This is a genomic window from Okeania sp. SIO3B5 (genome assembly GCF_010692555.1).
Taxonomy (GTDB): domain Bacteria; phylum Cyanobacteriota; class Cyanobacteriia; order Cyanobacteriales; family Microcoleaceae; genus Okeania.
In genome coordinates this window covers 1-18950 of the sequence record NZ_JAAHHG010000171.1, presented here as the reverse complement: position 1 = coordinate 18950, position 18950 = coordinate 1, and the positions used below count along the sequence as shown (strand labels likewise).

12 protein-coding genes are annotated in these 18950 nt (G+C 39.8%); 2 read left to right on the top strand and 10 right to left on the bottom strand.

The annotated features are described in order from the left end of the window. Positions 1-38: 38 nt before the first annotated feature. A complete protein-coding gene (locus F6K54_RS21650) occupies positions 39-200 on the bottom strand; it encodes a hypothetical protein (RefSeq protein ID WP_293081742.1) in 162 nt (53 codons plus the stop codon). A gap of 50 nt (positions 201-250) precedes the next feature. Between F6K54_RS21650 and F6K54_RS21645 the strand changes: the two genes are divergently transcribed. Then, positions 251-1288, top strand: a complete 1038-nt coding sequence (locus F6K54_RS21645; protein WP_293081740.1) for a hypothetical protein — start codon at positions 251-253, stop codon at positions 1286-1288. A gap of 590 nt (positions 1289-1878) precedes the next feature. Beyond that, positions 1879-2049: a type II toxin-antitoxin system HicB family antitoxin gene (locus tag F6K54_RS21640; RefSeq protein ID WP_293081738.1), complete on the top strand. Its 171-nt coding sequence runs from the start codon at positions 1879-1881 to the stop codon at positions 2047-2049. 154 nt (positions 2050-2203) lie between these two features. On the opposite strand, the gene F6K54_RS21635 is transcribed toward F6K54_RS21640, so the two are convergent. The 9 genes from F6K54_RS21635 to rpsT all read right to left on the bottom strand — a co-directional run bounded on the left by F6K54_RS21635 (position 2204) and on the right by rpsT (position 18252). Continuing rightward, positions 2204-4297 (bottom strand): GUN4 domain-containing protein, encoded by a 2094-nt coding sequence (locus F6K54_RS21635; protein WP_293081736.1) that lies wholly within the window; start codon positions 4295-4297, stop codon positions 2204-2206. Between the two features lie 12 nt (positions 4298-4309). Then, the gene (locus F6K54_RS21630; RefSeq protein WP_293081734.1) at positions 4310-4552 is read right to left on the bottom strand and encodes a hypothetical protein; all 243 of its coding nucleotides are present in this window, start codon (positions 4550-4552) and stop codon (positions 4310-4312) included. Continuing rightward, entirely contained in the window at positions 4553-4684 is a 132-nt protein-coding gene (locus tag F6K54_RS21625) for a hypothetical protein (RefSeq protein ID WP_293081732.1), read from the bottom strand. A 418-nt stretch (positions 4685-5102) separates the two neighbouring features. After that, complete coding sequence (locus F6K54_RS21620) at positions 5103-9341, bottom strand: DNA-directed RNA polymerase subunit beta' (RefSeq protein ID WP_293081730.1); 4239 nt, start codon at positions 9339-9341, stop codon at positions 5103-5105. A 387-nt stretch (positions 9342-9728) separates the two neighbouring features. Next, positions 9729-9908: a hypothetical protein gene (locus tag F6K54_RS21615; RefSeq protein WP_293081727.1), complete on the bottom strand. Its 180-nt coding sequence runs from the start codon at positions 9906-9908 to the stop codon at positions 9729-9731. Further along, positions 9898-11916 carry a DNA-directed RNA polymerase subunit gamma gene (locus F6K54_RS21610; RefSeq protein WP_293081725.1) on the bottom strand — a complete coding sequence of 673 codons (2019 nt, stop codon included), beginning with the start codon at positions 11914-11916 and terminating at the stop codon, positions 9898-9900. The genes F6K54_RS21615 and F6K54_RS21610 overlap by 11 nt, the downstream gene beginning before the upstream one ends. Before the next feature lie 158 nt (positions 11917-12074). Continuing rightward, positions 12075-15383: a DNA-directed RNA polymerase subunit beta gene (rpoB, locus tag F6K54_RS21605; RefSeq protein WP_293081722.1), complete on the bottom strand. Its 3309-nt coding sequence runs from the start codon at positions 15381-15383 to the stop codon at positions 12075-12077. Between the two features lie 1144 nt (positions 15384-16527). After that, the gene (locus tag F6K54_RS21600) at positions 16528-17337 is read right to left on the bottom strand and encodes a TatD family hydrolase (RefSeq protein WP_293081720.1); all 810 of its coding nucleotides are present in this window, start codon (positions 17335-17337) and stop codon (positions 16528-16530) included. A 567-nt stretch (positions 17338-17904) separates the two neighbouring features. Continuing rightward, positions 17905-18252 (bottom strand): 30S ribosomal protein S20, encoded by a 348-nt coding sequence (gene rpsT / locus F6K54_RS21595; protein ID WP_293081717.1) that lies wholly within the window; start codon positions 18250-18252, stop codon positions 17905-17907. Positions 18253-18950 lie beyond the last annotated feature (698 nt).

Sequence of the window (18950 nt, the reverse complement as noted above, 5' to 3'; positions counted from 1 at the left end):
ATTCGCGATCCGGCCCGCGCGTCCCCTCGAGTTCACACCTATGCTCCTCCCATCACCCCATCTCCCCATCTCCCCACCCTTCCCACACTCCCCATCTCCCCATCTCCCCATCTCCCCATCTCCCCCTCTCCCCATCTCCCCATCTCCCCATCTCCCCATCTCCCCACCCTTCCCACACTCCCGGATTTGATATTACCCACTATTTGATGCAATAATATTTCGGCACTATGAGCGATGATACTGTCCTGTTATGCCTGAAATTCCCCAATTTCCTGAAGCTCTTGCTGAAGCCCTCAATAACTTTCCAGAGCTAGATTTAGACCTACCAGATCCAGAAGATGAAAATATTCCAGACTCAGACTTTCAAAAAGTAGTAGACACAGCATGGAAAGTTTGCGATCGCTTCGACCTCCAGACAGAAATCTGGCGGGGGCGCATCTTAAGAATAATCAGAGACCGAGAAAAAATAGGAGGAGATGGGCGAGGTAGCGGATTTCTCAATTGGCTCAAGGAAAGAGAAATCAACAAGAGTCAAGCTTATGCCCTAATAGAATTGGCCAATAGTGCTGATACTTTAATTGCAGAAGGACATTTAGACCCAGATTCCATTAATAATTTTAGTAAACGGGCTTTTGTAGAAACAGCAAAATCCGTTCCAGAAGTCCAAGAAATGGTGACAGATGCAGCAAAAAAAGGCGATCGCATCACTAGACGAGAAGTCAAACAACTAGCAGATGAATGGATGGCCATTAGTTCAGATTTACTCCCCAGCGAAATCAAAGAAAAGGCCACATCCGGTTCCATGCCACCACATTATTTAGCTCCCCTAGTGCGAGAAATGGAAAAATTACCAGAATCTCATGTGAGCGCAATTCAAGAGGAGATCGTCGAAAATCCTGAGTTGGAGACTGTGAAGCAATTGACCTCAGATGCCAAAAACCTTTCTAAATATCTTGATGCAGCAGCCAAAGTTCAAGCATTGAATGAATCACCTTTAGATATGGAAATGGTACTAGAAGAAGCTTTGAGATTAGAATGTCTGAATGTAGTCGCCGATCTAGTAAAACAATCTGGTCAACTAGAAGCAACAACTGCTAAACTTTACAGTACCTGGAAGCGAGTAGGTAATCTATCAGAACGGTTATTTGTTGATACTGGTGCTAGTACACCTCATTTACGACATTTGTTGGGGTGTTTAGACAAACTATCCAATAATGTAATTGAAATCCGCCTCAGTGAAGTCAATGACCAAATTATTCGCCTACAAATACTATCTGATGGAGACTAGGGGAGTGGGGGAGTAGGGGAGTGGGGGAGTGCTTACAAGGTTAAGTTTTTAAGATTTGACACGGAGACGCGGTGACACGGGGACGCGGAGATTGGATAATTGAGTAATTAATTCAATCTACTCCCTCTATTCATTAAAGAAAACTCCCCGTCTATCTATCTCTGAACTTCCCCATTTGTCATTGCGAGGGGGAGGTAGCAAAAATTGTTTCAGTACTCCTCAAGTATCCCCCCGAAGCAATCTCAGTAGCTAAAATTTCCCGGAATAAACTGCTTCTATTTTGTCATTGCGAGGGGAGGTAGCAAAAATTGTTTCAGTACTCCTTAAGTACCCCCCCAAAGCAATCTCAGTAGCTAAAATTTCCCGGAATAAACTGCTTCTATTTTGTCATTGCGAGGGGAGATGGCAAAAATTGTTTCAGTACTCCTCAAGTATCCCCCCGAAGCAATCTCAGTAGCTAAAACTTAAATGAAGAGATTGCTTCGGCTAATTTACATTTTTCTTCAAAGCTTAACTCATTTATCACCGCCTCGCAATGACAATATCAATGTTATGATATTTACCAAATAAATAGCCGAGAATTTAAACAGATGCGATACCCAGTTAAACTCAAACAAACTGATGAAGGATATGCTGTTTGGTGTCCTTATTTACCTGGATGTTGGTCTCAAGGAGAAACTGAAGCTGAGGCATTAGAAAATATTAAGGATGTCATAGAATCTTATTTAGAATATATGAAAGAGTTAAATTCAGATGGTTAGTTGCATAAGTCATAATAATAAAAAATAAGTATTTCGTAGGTTGGGTAGAACGGAGTGAAACCCAACACATATTTTATTTATATATGCAGATTTTTGTTGGGTTGCGCTGCCGCTTAACCCAACCTACTAGACTGATAACTGAAACGCTTATATGTTAAAGTCCACAAGTCTCTGCGCGAGAGAAGAGCACCACTCCCCCAACAAGCCACCACACCTTAGACCACCCAACTCTTGATGGAAGATGTCCTATATAATCCGTGCTAATGTCAAATTTTAAGTCATTGTAGTACAACCATTTTTCTCCTTTACGCCATCCTACTTTATATGCAAATTTTTTCCAGACTTCTTCGTTATACTCTTTTGTTCGTCCTAAATTGTGATAAATTTCCTTTTGCACAGAAAACCCGAATTTACCATTACTATATTTTACCCAAAGCCGATCAATTGTACAGAGGTCTTTGCAAGGAAAATTTTCTATGTCTTCTGCTCTTAGAGAATTATTTTCCTTTAAACCTACAACTTTGAACATACAACGAGCAGTTTCCATATCTGCCTCTTTCCACTCCCCATTTGCTAGAAAGTCACGGAGTTTTGAATAGTCTACATTTTTATCAGAAAGTAATTCTATTTCATTACTTTGCAAGTCTCTGCGCCAGAAAAGAGTACCGGACACCCACACCCCCAAACAAAATGCCTTCCACCGCCAAAGCATAGGGAGGTATCCCACATAATGCGATGATGCGTCTCGTATCCAGGTTAGCTCATCGTAGCTCAACCATCTGTTTCCTTTTATCCATCCTACTTTCTCTCCAAACTTTTCCCATATCTGTCCATCATACTCTTTTGTTCCACCCAATTCCTGATAAATTTTCTTCTGTAGAGAAAAGCCAAACTTACCATTACTATACTTTACCCAAAGTTGGTCAATTGTGCGGAGGTCTGTACAAGGAAAATTTTCTATATCTTCTTCGTCTAGATATCCTCGCTCCTCTTGCCCCGCAACTTTCAACATACAACGAGCAGTTTCCATATCTGCTTCTTTCCACTCCCAATTTGCTAGAAAATCACGGAGTTTTGTATAGTCTACATTTTTGTCAGAAAGTAATTCTATTTCATCATTTTGAGAGCTAGTTTCAATAGCTTTCTCCTCTACAAAAGTTTCAGATTTTGATTCTGATGACTCAGGTAAAAATCGCTCCTCAATACTTGCAACATCCTCATCTCTCAATCCCAAAAGTGACTGAATTTCCTGCAAAGTTTCACGAGTATTTTCTGTAAAAGGGTAATATTTTTCAACAGCTTGACTAAAGACTTCCTCATAACGTTTTAACTTGTTCCGAAACAGAATATAAGGTTCCATTTCCTCAGTTTCAATTATTTTTGCTTCCTCATCAGATATACAATACCTCTTGCATAATTCCTCCAATAAAAAACGATTGAGAAAATCTATATTGCCATTATTTCTCTGCAATATTTCCTGCACCTTGCGACGATATTGCAATTTCGGATCGTCTTGAGGAGAACTTGCTAAATAAATTCGATAACCTTCCTTCACAGGTGCAAATTGAGGAGTCATTGCCGGAGATTCTTCATGTACCTTTTCACTCACATATTGATGCAATTCATCCGCTGAAATTTTGCCATTATTATCCGTATCTGCCGTTCCAGTTTTAATTCCTTCAACTAGATATTTTGTATAAATAGATAATTCCGAACCTTCCGACTCATAAGAACTTTGAACAGCACTAGAAGACATCAAAATCGCCCTACCTTTACCCCCTAATTCTGCTTGAATATCTATATTTTCATCCCCTTTAGCAGTCATTCCTTTAGTAAATGCGCCACTATAACAACAGTCAAGAATCACAACCAGACGTTGGGAAAAACTATCATTCATTTCATCTTGTAAAACACTAGCAGCAACAGCAGTCCGTTTCACAATTCCCCGTGTATCTTTACGAGTTTTAGGAGTAGCTAAAAATAGATTACCCTCTCGACTTTTAACTCCATGACCAGAAAAATAAAAAAGTAAAACATCATCCTTATTCCGGTTAGCAAATAATTCATAAATTGCCTCTTCTATCTGTTGACGATTAGAATTTTGCAACACCTTAATATCATCAAAACCTCCCATTTCCGAATTACCTAAAACTTCCTCCATTGCCTCAACATCTTTCACCGCACTAGGCAAAGCTGGAAATTCTGGGAGGTATTCACTAACTCCAATTAATAGAGCTATTTTTGCCATGAAAAAATCTCCTTAAGCCTTCAAAAAATCATCTACTTCCGCCAAAGCTTTTTTCAAATCTTCCAGATTACCAACTTCAATATCTATCTTTCGACCATTACCTTCAGCCTTAATTTTAAAAGTCTTCCCAGGGCGACGATTGACTAAATATCTAACCAAAGCTTTAAGATTTTTAGCATTAATTTCTGCCGTGAGAATTCCTATTAAAAAACCGCCAATACTTTTAGCATTAGGTTCGGCTTTTTCTATTGACATTCAACCTGCTTTTTGAACGCCATCAAATCCTTCAATTTCCGACGAAATATACCGGGTATCTTCTTGAAGATCCTCATCTTCTAATTTTGGGTCAGATAGAGTAATTGTTAGTTGAATATTTTCTAATGACATAATGTTTAATTGTTAGTTTTCAGGAATAAAATTACTAATACCAAATCCGCATATAATAAAAGGTTTTAATTGATATATACATATGCACCTTTTTTTAACCCAAATTCCGCACGACAAAATAATGTGTAGGGGCGATTCGCGAATCGCCCCTACAATCTTAATAATGCTGAATAATACCGATGCTACCGGATTTGATATGAATGCGCGATTGTTTGGTTCTGCTAAAGCCCCCTAAATCCCCCGTTCAACAAAAAGCGCAGCAATATCTGGCTTCCCCCTTTCCAAGGGGGACGGGAGGGGGATCAAGGGGGACTTTTAGAGTTTTATTCCCCCCAACATTGGGGGGCTAGGGGGGCAAAATCATACTTCTTCTTTCTTCCCTCCTAAATTCTAAATTCTAAATTCTAAATTCTAAATTCTAAATTAAATCAGGCGTATTCTCATCAAAATCATCAAAACCATCATCACCATCATCATCATCATCAATTAAGTCATCTTCTAGATCGCCAGGAAAATCAGAATCAAAAGGATCTGGCACAAAATCAGAGTCATCTAAAACTGACTCACTATTACTTAGAATCGCAGGAAAATCAGGCATAGTATCATCTATCAATTGATTTGGCTCTTGAGATATGCCTTGAGAATCTCCAAAATTATTATCCATAGGTGAATTCATAGGTGATAAATTCAGATTACTTTCCAATTCTAATGAGCGTGCTGTTTGATCATCTAAGACCACACCTTGTAAATTCTCCTCCTCAATCATATCCATATCCTCATCCCAATTTTGTTCCAAACGACTAATCTCTGCACTCAAGGCATCTTCATAAGCATTAAAACCAGTACCAGCCGGAATCAAACGCCCAATAATCACATTTTCCTTCAATCCCCTTAACCAATCTGACTTACCTTCAATAGCCGCCTCCGTTAATACCCTTGTAGTCTCTTGGAAACTAGCTGCGGAAATAAAACTATCTGTATTTAAAGAAGCTTTTGTAATCCCCAACAACACTGGCGTATACTGAGCTGTTGCTCCACCAGTAATAGACATAGCCTCATTCACCTGTTCCACCTGTCGTAACTCTATCAACTCTCCAGGCAACATAGTAGTATCACCACCATCATCAATCTTCACCTTAGCAGTCATCTGACGCACAATTACCTCAATATGTTTATCAGAAATATCTATACCCTGAGATTGATAAACCGCCTGCACTTGGTCTACCAAAAACTTCTGACAAGCCTCAAAACTCCTCAAACAAGCCTCATAAATACTTTCATGATCGCGGTAATAGTTGAAGAAAATCTCCAGAATTTCATGGGGGTTTTGCGGCCCATCTGTAAATGATTCGCCCACATTTACATTTTGTCCATCAGAAACAATCACATTCTGTCCAGGGCCGATAGGATAATCTGTAATTGTTCCATCAGGCGAAACCACGCTAGCCTCTACACTATCGTCATTAACCTTAACCTGAGCTTGACCAGGATACTTCACTAAAAGACAAGACTCTTTTGGTTTACGTGCCTCCAACAATTCCTCAATTCGAGGTAAACCCTGAATAATATCCCCAGTCTTAGCCCGCTCAAATACCAACAGTACTAAATTATCCCCTCGTTGTACCAAATCTCCATCCATAGTCAGCAGTATCGCTCCTGCAGAAACACGATAAGGTCGGCCTTGACGTAACATAATTTGATAACTTTCTTCACTATTATCAGTAACTATTTTCTGAATTTTAGAAACCATACCTGACTGTTGAAGAATTACTCCAGGGGCAATTTCCGTACCAGCAACTAATAAATCCCCTTGAGCTACAGATGGCAAAGTATTAACTGGTATTTTAATTAAGTCAGCATCTCTGACTATCAAAATACGACGAATAGCTTCCGAACCTTCTTTAATACCCCGTACCTCACCAGCTTCCTTAGATAAAATTTCCGTGCGAGCAACCACTGCACCAGCTTCTATTACATCCCTATCCTTAACCAAAAGTTCGGTACTCGTACTACCATGAGTTGTATCTGCGGTTACATCGCGACGAATTACCAAAGATTCTAAAATCACCAACTGCAAACGCATTACTCCCTCTTCCTTTGGATCTGGTGATAACTCAATATCAGCAGCTAATTGAGGAGCTTCTTCTCCAATCTCTAATACTAACTGGGTTCGTAGTAATTCCACACCTTCTACAGATTTAACTCGTTCTCCATCTTTAAAAGGAATACGTTGTACTGCCCTTAACTCAATAGAAGAATTAATTGATTTCTGAGAAGGAACGCCAGGATCGTCAGGCACATGAAATTCCGTTACAGGCCGTAATAATAATCCAGGGTTTTCTGGAGTTTCTACATATTCAATATACTTTAACTCAGAAACTGCTAATCCTGGTACCACTTCCTTTCCTGGCATGGCAATCTGACCATTGATTAGACTTAAATCCCCTAATTCTGCTTCATAATCTCCACTATGTAGTTCACCTGGTTTAATTACCACTTCCCTGAGAATGTCATTTTTTTGGTGTACTTCTACAACTCCATTAGACTGACAGAAAATATCCTTAACTATCTCTGTACCTACTTCTACATATTGACCATCCTCTACCAATAGCAAAGATATATCTTTATTGATTTCGTGGCATTCTTCAGGAATCCATAGCAATGTACCACCTTTTGTCACTTCATAGCCTTGTTTCGCTTTACCACGTTTGAGAACTTCTACTCCAGCATATTTAATTATGCCACCTGTAGTAGTTTTATAATTGTCTTCTAAAAGTTCCGCAATAACTTCGTGGTTGCCAACCTTACTGCCCGGAGTAACTTTCAAAGCAAATCGTTGATTATTTTGAGCTTCAATGATATACTGGTCTCGGTTAGCAATGGTTTCCATCCTAACTTTTGCCTGGTCTAGTCGCACACTTGCAGTAATGACTTCAATTTCACGAGGTAGATGATTTTGTGTGTTCGTATGCACTGGCAGTTGGGTAGGAACGTTAGCCATAATCATTGACTCTTCAGACTCATCCGTTGTTTGCTGTTGAGGTCCTCCACTCAGGATATTTTGATTTTTTTCCGTAGAAGGAATTCGTACCACACCGCCATGCTCTGTTACCAACTTAGTCTCAGCAATTACACTATTAACATTAATTTGGGTAGCATTTTTGACTACTGCTTCTGCACCTGGTGGCAGATTATAAACTTCTCCTGATAAGATCCAGATGAGACCTCCTCTTTGAGCAATGCGCGTCGTTGTTCCTTGTCTATCTACTTTTTCTTCCTGCACCAACTTAGCAAATAGAACTTCCCCTGCTAAATCTGAGGCTACTTCTTTTGTAACTTTCTCAGTTGTTTTTCTGACCTGGCCTGCCTTTGGTACTTCTGCTAAAATTTCTCCTGCTGACACTTGTTGGTTATTTTGCACCATCAAAATAGAACCTTGAGCAATGAATATATCTTCTTTACTACCATTAGTTCCTACTATTGTTAGGTCAAAATTATTTTCTGCAATCATTGCTTCGTCCCCATGACGAGTCCGGAATGACCTAGTACGCACATTTGATGGATACTTGACTACACCTGCAAAAGGAGATGTGAACTGACGTGCTACTTCCCCTGTAAATACACCACCAGTATGGAATGTCCGCATTGTTAATTGAGTACCTGGTTCGCCGATAGACTGAGCAGCAATAATCCCAATAGCTTCTCCCATATCTACTATCTCACCATGAGCTAAACTCCACCCATAGCACTGTTGACAGACAGAACGAGGTGATTCACAAGTCAACGGCGATCGCACAAATACTTTTTCTACACCTGCTTTACCTATTGCTTTAGCTAAGTCTTCTGTAAATACTTGATTTCTGACTGCTTGAACGCCATTACTACTAATAATTTCTCCTGTTTCTGGATGTTTAACATCTTCTCCTGCCACTCTACCCAATAACCTGTCTTGTACGGGAATTAACACGCGTTCGCCATCTTTCATGCTTGTCACTGTTACTCCCCGCTTTGTACCACAGTCTGCCTCCCGAACTATTACATCCTGAGAAACATCAACTAAGCGACGAGTCAAATAACCGGAGTCAGCAGTCCTCAATGCTGTATCAACCAAACCTTTCCGCGCACCATAGGAAGAGATAATATATTCTGTTACAGTTAAACCTTCCCGGAAATTAGTCTTAATTGGCAAGTCAATAATTTCCCCTTGTGGATCTGCCATCAGACCACGCATTCCCACTAACTGACGCACCTGAGAAATATTACCCCGCGCTCCAGAAAATGCCATCATATAAACTGAATTTAGAGGATCACTTGCCTTAAAGTTACGGACTACCTCATCTTTAAGATTTTCACTGGTAACATTCCAGGTATCAATTACTTTTTGAAAGCGTTCTACTTCAGTAATTTTTCCTTTAGTATAGCGGTCAGTGGTATCACGAATTTCTTCTTCTGCCGCATCTAAAAGTTGTCGTTTAGAAGCAGGTATTCGTAAGTCATCAACACTAATAGAAACTCCTGCCTTTGTCGCATAACGAAATCCTAAATCTTTCAGCTTATCTGCCATATGTGCAGTTCTGGCTGTACCATAATTATTAAAAGACCAAGAAATTAGCTTTTTCAGTTGACCCTTATTAATAACTCTATTACGAAAAATCATGTTATTTTCTACCTTTGTTTGTTAGTTTACTATAGCGCTGTGCGCAGGCAACAGGCAACAGGCAACAGCTCATCTGGGGGAATAAAAAACCGTTTGCGCAGCATCTCCGAAGGAATAATATAAGATTTTAGCTATTGGACAGTTCTTGTAATTTGTAAATATGCCAGCGCACATTGCTATAATTTAGATAAAAAGACTGTTATTCAAGGAAAGACAAAATAGTTTTGTGGAATGGGCATCTTGCCCGTTCCTGATATTTTCCCGTTCCTGATATTTTCGGGACAGGCAGGATGGAGACAGGCAGGATGCCTGCTCCCACTTAACTTACCACTTATATTCATCCCGCCCCTCAGCAATACCAGATGTATGTTGGGGCGTTAACGATAGTTATGCGAAGCAAATGGCATTGGCTAATGCCAAGCTCCGAATTGCACCCTCGCTTGATTTAGTGGTTGTGGAATGGGCATCTTGCCCGTTCGCTTTTCCCTTCTGCCTTCTGCCTCCAGCATAGCTGCCTCCAGCATAGCTGCCTTCCTGACTCCTGACTCCTGACTCCTTACAAAACACTTTGAATTGTTTGATTGAGAATTATACGACCAGGTGTTGTTACCACAAACTGTGTCGATACTTCTCCATTTATCTCCCGCACCTGGCGAGATTTAATATGAACCTGTTTAATTTTTCCCTGTGGAGTATAATGAACCCGATACAAGTGATAACGCTTCACTACCTCTCCATTTTCTAGAGTTTTCTCTGACTTCAACTCTCCCAAATCATCGGGTAATATCTTACTATCCAATGGCATCCAATAATTTTTAATCGCAACTTCTTCTGACATCTGTTGGATATCGGGAGGCATTTCTTCTGGTTTATCTGTTTCGACTGCCACATCACCAGGCAACCTCAAATACACATAAGTATGTAACCCTAACTTAGACTGTTCATAAGCTAAAATTACATCGTTAAAGCTAGCAAAATATAGTTCTCTTCCACCTTGCTCCCTATGGTTTTCTGCCGTCAGATAATAACAACCTAATACCATATCTTGAGAAGGCGTAATAATCGGACGACCAGTTGCAGGAGACAAAATATTATTCGATGCCAACATCAACAACCTGGCCTCTGCTTGCGACTCTAGAGAAAGTGGCACATGAACCGCCATTTGGTCGCCATCAAAGTCAGCATTAAATGCCGGACAAACTAAAGGATGTAACTGAATTGCACGACCATCTACTAAAATAGGTTCAAAAGCTTGAATACCTAATCTGTGTAAAGTCGGCGCCCGGTTCAACATCACTGGATGACCTTCTATTACTTCCTCCAGCACATCCCAAACATTCGGGTCTCCCCTTTGAATCAGTTTTTTAGCAGCTTTAATATTATTAACTAACCCCTGACGAATTAACCGATGAATGACAAATGGTTGAAACAATTCAATCGCCATTTCTCGTGGTAAACCACACTGATTAATTGCCAATTTCGGTCCGACAACAATTACCGAACGCCCTGAATAATCAACCCGTTTACCTAACAAGTTTTGCCGGAAACGACCTTGTTTTCCTTCGATAATATCACTCAAAGATTTCAGAGGTCTGTTGTTGGCACCTACCACAGTACGACCGCGACGACCATTATCAATCAAAGCATCAACTGCTTCTTGCAACATTCGTTTTTCATTACGGATAATAATCTCTGGTGCTAAAATCTCTTGCAGTCTTGCCAAGCGATTATTTCTGTTAATCACTCGTCGATAAAGATCGTTCAAATCGCTAGTGGCAAAACGACCACCATCCAATTGTACCATTGGACGTAAATCCGGTGGAATAACTGGAATTGCATCTAAAACCATCCATTCTGGTCTTGAACCCGTAGCAACAAAATTATCAATTACTCGCAAACGTTTAATTAATTTAGCGCGTTTTTGACCTTTAGAATTAGCAATTTCTTCCCTTAGTTTTTCTGCTTCCGCTTCTAGATTAAGATTTTGTAATAAGACTTGTAGAGCTTCAGCACCAATGCCAACTTCAACCCCAACTATTGTTGAATCTTCGCTATAAATTTGATCTTCAATTTCTAGCCAAACATCCTCTGTTAACAGTTGCTGATAATTTAAACTTTCATGGTTACCTGGATCTAATACCACATAAGCATTGAAGTAAACAATTTGTTCTACGTCTCGTAATGGCATATCTAACAAAATTGCCATATAACTCGGAATACCCTTGAGATACCAAACATGAGTAACTGGTGCTGCTAATTTTATATATCCCATACGGTGACGGCGCACCCGTGACTCAGTTACTTCTACTCCACATCTTTCACAAACAATACCTCGATGTCGGACTCGCTTATACTTTCCACAATGACATTCCCAATCTTTCGCCGGACCAAAGATGCGTTCGCAAAACAACCCATCCATCTCTGGCTTTAGAGTCCGGTAATTAATAGTTTCTGGTTTAGTAACTTCTCCTACTACTGTACCATTTGGTAGAGTTCTTTCTCCCCAGGTACGAATTCTTTCTGGAGAAGCTAGACCAATTTTGACATAATCAAATCTTTGTTCAAGTTTTGGCATTTTTACAATAATAGAGTTAAGACTACAAAATTAACAAGCATTGCATATTAAGGGAATGATTGTGGAATGGGCATCTTGCCCGTTCCTGATACTTGCCCGTTCCTGATATTTTTGGGCAGGCAGGATGCCCGCCCCACAAGATACACAAGATAATTTACTTACTGCTGATTTTCATCTTGAGATAACGACTCATATACTGGACGAGAAGGCGCTCGCTTTCCTAATATATCTGCCATCAAATCAACTTCCACATCCTGAGTAGTACCATCATCCATAGTTTCTACCTTGTGAGCTGCAATATCTAAACATAGAGACTGTAACTCTCGCATCAATACCTTGAAAGACTCAGGAGTACCAGGTCGTGGAATTGCTTTTCCTTTAACAATTGCATTCAAAGCCTCATTCCGACCTTGCATATCATCAGATTTCACAGTTAACAACTCTTGCAAAGTATAAGCAGCACCAAAAGCTTCCAAGGCCCATACTTCCATTTCTCCAAAACGCTGACCACCTTGTTGTGCCTTACCACCCAAAGGTTGCTGAGTCACCAGAGAATAAGGTCCTGTGGAACGAGCATGAATCTTATCATCAACTAAGTGAACCAGTTTCAACATATAAGCAATTCCCACAGTCACCGGACGGTCAAACTTTTCTCCAGTTCGTCCATCATAAACACAAATTTTCCCGGCATGACTTTCATTAAATACCCAATCTTTACCAGAACGCTCCCTGGCCAATTCCAACATTCGATGTACTGTTTCTCGTGACTTTTCAGGACCGTGCATCTCATCAAATGGTACACACTTAAATCGCACGCTCAAAACCTCACCTGCCCACCCTAGCAAGCACTCAAAAATCTGTCCCACATTCATCCTCGAAGGTACGCCCAAAGGATTTAACACCACATCTATCGGAGTACCATCGGGCAAATAAGGCATATCTTCAATAGGTAAAATCCGTGAAACAATACCCTTATTTCCATGTCGCCCTGCTACTTTATCTCCTACCTGAATCTTCCGCTTTTGAGCCACATAAACCCTAACCACCATATTTGCTCCAGGAGGCAATTCATCTCCTTTTTCCCTCGTAAATACTCGCACATCAACAATGCGACCTTTTTCACCATTCGGTACTCGGAGAGAATTATCTCGTACATCCCGTGCTTTTTCTCCAAAAATTGCCCGCAACAACTTTTCTTCTGGTGGTTGATCAGACTCTCCCTTGGGCGTCACTTTACCGACAAGAATATCTCCAGATTCTACCCAAGCACCAACTCGAATTATTCCTTGTTCATCTAAGTTCCGCAGACCATCTTCCCCTACATTAGGAATTTCTCTGGTAATTTCTTCAGGTCCTAACTTTGTCTGTCGGGCCTCAATCTCAAACTTTTCAATATGAATAGATGTATAAACATCGTCATATACTAAACGTTGACTAATCAAAATTGCATCTTCGTAGTTATAACCTTCCCAAGGCATATAAGCCACCAAAATATTCTGCCCTAAAGCCAACTCAGCACCTTCAGTGGAGGAGCCATCAGCTAATACTTGACCAGCTACTACTTGGTCTCCCTCATACACCAAAGGTCTTTGATTTAAGCAAGTATCTTGGTTAGACCTTTGATATTTACACAACGGGTAATCTATTGTATTACCTTCTGTATCGACCACAGATATTTTAGTTGAGTCTATAAAGCTAACTTCTCCATCTGTGCGGGTAATAACTACCATACCAGAGTCCCTGGCAGCTTGGGCTTCTAAACCTGTTCCAACTAAAGGTCTTTCTGGGCGCAACAATGGAACTGCTTGTCGTTGCATATTGGAACCCATCAATGCCCGGTTAGCATCATCATGCTCCAAAAATGGAATTAATGACGTAGCAACTGAAACTACTTGCACTGGGGAAACTGCTACATAGTCTACTTGTTGGGGGGTGGTAGTAGTAAAGTCTTGTCGATAACGTACTGGTACAACATCCCCCAAAATATTACCTTCTGCATCGGTCATAATGTCCCCTGGTGCTACCCGGGAATCATCTTCTGCGTCTGCTGTCATGTATATTGGTTTGCCCTCGCGCAAAACTCGACCATTTTCTACAGGATAATATGGTGTTTCGATGAATCCGTAGCCATTGACTTTAGCATGATTTGCTAAGGAACCAATTAAACCAGCATTTGGCCCTTCTGGTGTCTCAATCGGACAAATTCGCCCGTAATGAGAAGGATGGATATCTCGTACAGCAAATCCAGCTCTTTCTCTAGTTAGTCCTCCAGGTCCTAAAGCTGATATTCGTCGTTTGTGAGTCAGCTCTGCCAATGGGTTTGTTTGGTCCATAAATTGGGACAACTGAGAGGAGCCGAAAAATTCTTTGATGGCTGCTACCAATGGTTTTGGGTTCACCAGTGATGCTGGTGTTAATGAGTCTGACTCGGATACAGTCATCCGCTCTCGAATAATTCGCTCTAAACGGTTTAAACCTACTCTTACTTGGTTTTGCAGGAGTTCTCCTACACTTCTCACCCGTCGGTTTCCTAAATGGTCAATATCATCTGTTTGACCAATGTCATATTCTAAATTAATTAGATAGTCAACTACAGCTAATATGTCTTCTTTGGTTAATACTCGTACTGTGTCTGGTAAGTTTAACCTGAGCTTTTTATTGAGCTTATATCTTCCTACCTTTCCTAGGTCATACCTTTTTTGGTCAAAGAATCTACTGTGGAGTAGTTGTTCCCCACCTGCAATAGTTGGTGGTTCTCCAGGGCGTAATTTCCGATACAGTTCTAATAATGCCTCTTCTTCTCCATATTGTCCTTCTTTTTCTATTGTTTTTTGAAAATAATCAGGATGTCTCAAAGAGTCAAAAATTTCACTGTCCCCTAATCCTAAAGCTTTTAGTAATACTTGAGCTGAAAGTTTGCGGGTTTTATCTATTCTGACCCAAACTAAGTCATTTTTATCTGTTTCAAACTTCAGCCATGCACCTCGGTTAGGAATTAAACTGGCATTATATGTACGTCGTCCACTTTTATCTGTTTCAGATTTGTAATAAACTCCAGGAGAACGAACTATTTGATTAACGATTACCCTTTCAGCTCCATTGATGATAAATGTGCCTCTGTCTGTCATTAGGGGGAGATCGCCAATAAATACTTCTTGTTCTTTAATTTCTCCAGTTTCTTTGTTGATTAAGCGGGTGGGAACATACATTTGCACTGCGTAGGTGCTGTCTCTACGCTTTGCTTCTTCTACAACATATTTGGGTTGCTTTAATTTGTAATTTTTAGCAATAAAGTGAAGTTCTAGTTTTCCTGTATAATCTGTAATTGGAGAATAGCTTTCTAGTTCTTCTATTAGGCCATACTCTAGGAACCATCGAAAGCTTGCCCTCTGAATTTCAATCAGATCGGGCATATTGAAAATGGGTAGGTTGCTTTGTGTGTTGATATTTAATTTTTGATGAATCATTCTTGATTATCCTGGTTGTTTATCTATTAGTTTTTTTGAGTTTTTATGGGTGGATTTATCTCCCACAAATTTTATTTAAAACTTGAAGTGTAATAAATTTGTAAATTATTTAGTGTAATTTTTTTACAATTTATATACATTAAGTAAAGCAGCAAAGTTTATGTCCTAAGTTATTTGCTTCATACAGTACAATTTCATAATTTTTATTGAGCTTGATTTTAATTTTCGGCGTTGCATAAATGCGGAATGTAGGTTTAATAGTTTTGTAGAAGTTGAATGGGCATCTTGCCCGTTCCTGATCTTTTCCCGTTATTTATATTTTCACTCCTTGGCAGGAATAGGTACTATGCCTGTCCCCACTCACCACTTATATTCCCATTTCCCCCTCAGCAATGTCTAATTTTCTGCTGTTAAATTTACTCACTAGATACTATTTTTGAGGTAAACAACAAATTTATAGCTAATATCATTAATTTATAATTGTGGTTACAATGAAGAAGTTTATACCTAAGTAGTATAGTCGTATATTTACAGCATCAAGCCTAATACAAAAAGTTAGTTTTTAGTAATTAGTAATTAGAGTTTGCTGAAAAAGTCTGATGGTGATGATAGGGAACAGCTCATCTGGCAATAGTTTAGACTATCTGCTACGGCCAAATTTTCGGCATTGTCAGGGAAAAATATGAGCATTTTGAGACTAATTAAGCCAAAAACCTTGAACCCCCCTCAGCAATATTTCATCCTGGAAGCCTTAACTGGTATTGATTACAATTTTATTCAGCAAGCCCTAATTAGTAATAAAGTTTTAATGAAAGCAAATTAAACGATAAGTTTATTGAAGATATCATAATTATTCGGTGCCGTTGCTAGAGAATTATACTTTATTAATAACTTTTTTTTAAGAGCATCTCCTAATTCAATAACTTATGCTACTTATCAAAATAATTGGGTTACACCACCCCGCCTTGGCTGGCGAAATATTTTTGGAGCCTTGCTCAAACCACCGTTACAAAAATAACTTCTGACTTCTGACTTCGTTAAGTGGTACATATTTCAATTTACTCTCAAACTTAACTTTCAGAACTAGCATTGGCCATTAGCTATCAAGGTATTAATCTCTTTTTTCGACTTTTAATGATGAAATCTAACTATAGTAACCTTTAGATTTTTTTGTGTCAATAGATAACCCAAATAGCCTGCAAGCATTTTCGCTAGTTTGTAATGCTAAACTTTCTACCGTCACACCTCTAAGTTCAGCTACTTTTTCAGCAACGTATTTAACATAAGCAGGTTCGTTTCGTTTGCCCCGCTTTGGAACTGGTGCTAGGAATGGACAATCCGTTTCTACTAACAGTCGATCGTCATCTACTATCTTAGCTGATTCTTGAATTTGGATAGCCTTTTTAAAGGTAACAGTTCCACTAAAGCTAATATAAAATCCTAAGTCTATAAAAATCTTAGTTTCTTCTGGATTACCTCCCCAACAATGCATTACTCCTCTCACAAGTCCTTGATTTTTTTGGAAATCATCAATAATCTCGGCCATTGACTGAGCAGCATCACGACAATGGATAATTAATGGTTTGTTGAGTTTTTTGGCGATGGTTAACTGCTGTCTAAAAACAAATTTTTGTTGTTCTTGATTATCTGCTTTGTAAAAATCTAATCCTGTTTCTCCGATGGCTACTACTTGAGGATCGGATGCAGCTAACTCTTCAATTTGAGTAGCCGTCGTAGATGTCCACTTATGAGCATCTAAAGGGTGTAGGCCAACTGCATAAGATAGTTCTGGAAAACGATCTGCTATTGATTTAATAGCATTGAATTCCTGTGGTTCAACACAAGAGTGAACCAGGTGGACAACTCCTGCTTGTTGCCAACGTTGCCGTATGTCTTCCAAGTCAGAATTGAATACGTCAAAGTTTATATGAACGTGAGTATCAATTAGCTGCATTTGTGGCTACTCCAGGTTTTTCAGTTATCAGTTATCAGTACCTCTTGCAATTAAGGAGGCTTGACATTATGAATATTCTCTTAGTCGATTTGTAGTGCTATATTGTCAGTTGATATAGGTATATTTGCCACAAAAATATACAAAGTTGTTAATGGATGGCTTTAACTATTTTAAACCTTTTTTACCGAAAAATTGGGTTTAAAGCCTCGCCCTTGTAGGGCGACTTTTTATTTTAGTATGCAAGTGAATTGAATATATGCTACAGTGTTGTTAGTTGCCGGGGGGCACGCCTCCTCCGGAGGAGCTGCGAATTGCGGAAACTCGTGCGCGGACGTGGAGGGAAGCGTTAGACTACCGCCAAGGAAGCAGCACCCTGTGTTAGCGACAGCTATGCGAAGCAAAACGTCAACCCGCCGAGAAGCTACGGCTCAGTAGGAATCTCCGCGCCTTCAGGCCGGAGAGGATGTCAACGAAGACAGCTATTGAAAAAAAAATGAAGTCGGATACTAAATTTAAGTTATTACTTATTCTAGCAACTGTACCGACTTCTCAGCAATTTTATATTTGTTAAGAAGCTAGAGAATCATTAGTTTCTGAAGTTTCTGAAGACTCTGGCTGTTTACTGTCGATCTGTAGGTGTCTTTTATAAAATCTAACTAACCTGGACTTTTTGCGAGAACCATTATTTTTGTGTAAAACACCACATTTTACAGCTTTGTCAATTTTACTGTAAGCTTTTGACATTCGCAGATTAACTTCTTGCTTTAATTCCTCTGTAGGATTAGCAGCATAGTTTTCAACAGCAGTAAAGTATTTTTTCATCAGGGTTCTAACTGCTGATTTGTAGCTTTTGTTGCGCAAACGATTGCGTTCAGCAATCTGGATTCGCTTGATAGCAGACTTAATATTGGCCATAGTTAACTTTTCTTTAAGTTCCAGAATTGTAGAAATTTATCTCATCCCGACGGCTCCCTTGAGAGACACTGCGGAATTCCTAAGACTCACGACTTAGGTTTCTGTTTTATAGCACCTGCCTCCGAGGCTTTTCCCTCTTTCCGGCCTTACGGTCACTCCACAGACTGACACTGCTCGCCCAGCAGCCAAAATGTATAAAAATATAAAGTACCAGATATATAAATATAGCATTAATTATCAAAAAATACTAATACTTATTTAAAAATATTGCAATTGAAGGTTTGGTATAGGAGTCGAGGCAAAGGGCGGGGACAGCTCAAAAGCTTAAAACTCAGACAACACCAGATTTTTCCTTCTTCCCTCTTCCTTCTGCTATAAAAACTTTCTCAAATCTCAAATTATCAAACAGGATTGGGTCGCGCAACCCCACATTTTAAGGCGAAATGTTTTGGGGGGGGCTTAAATACCCGTAACAAAACAATTTATGACTTCTGACTTCTGACTTCTGACTTTGTTAACTGGCCTTATTGACATCCTCCCCGGCCTAAAGGCACGGGGATTCCTACCGAGCCGTAGCTCTTCAGCGAGTTGACGTCTCACCGGCTGCTGCTACCTTGACGGTAGTCTTACACTTGCCTCCACGTCCGCGCACGAGTCTCAGAATGCCCTCCCGCGACTTATCTATCAAGAATTCTTAT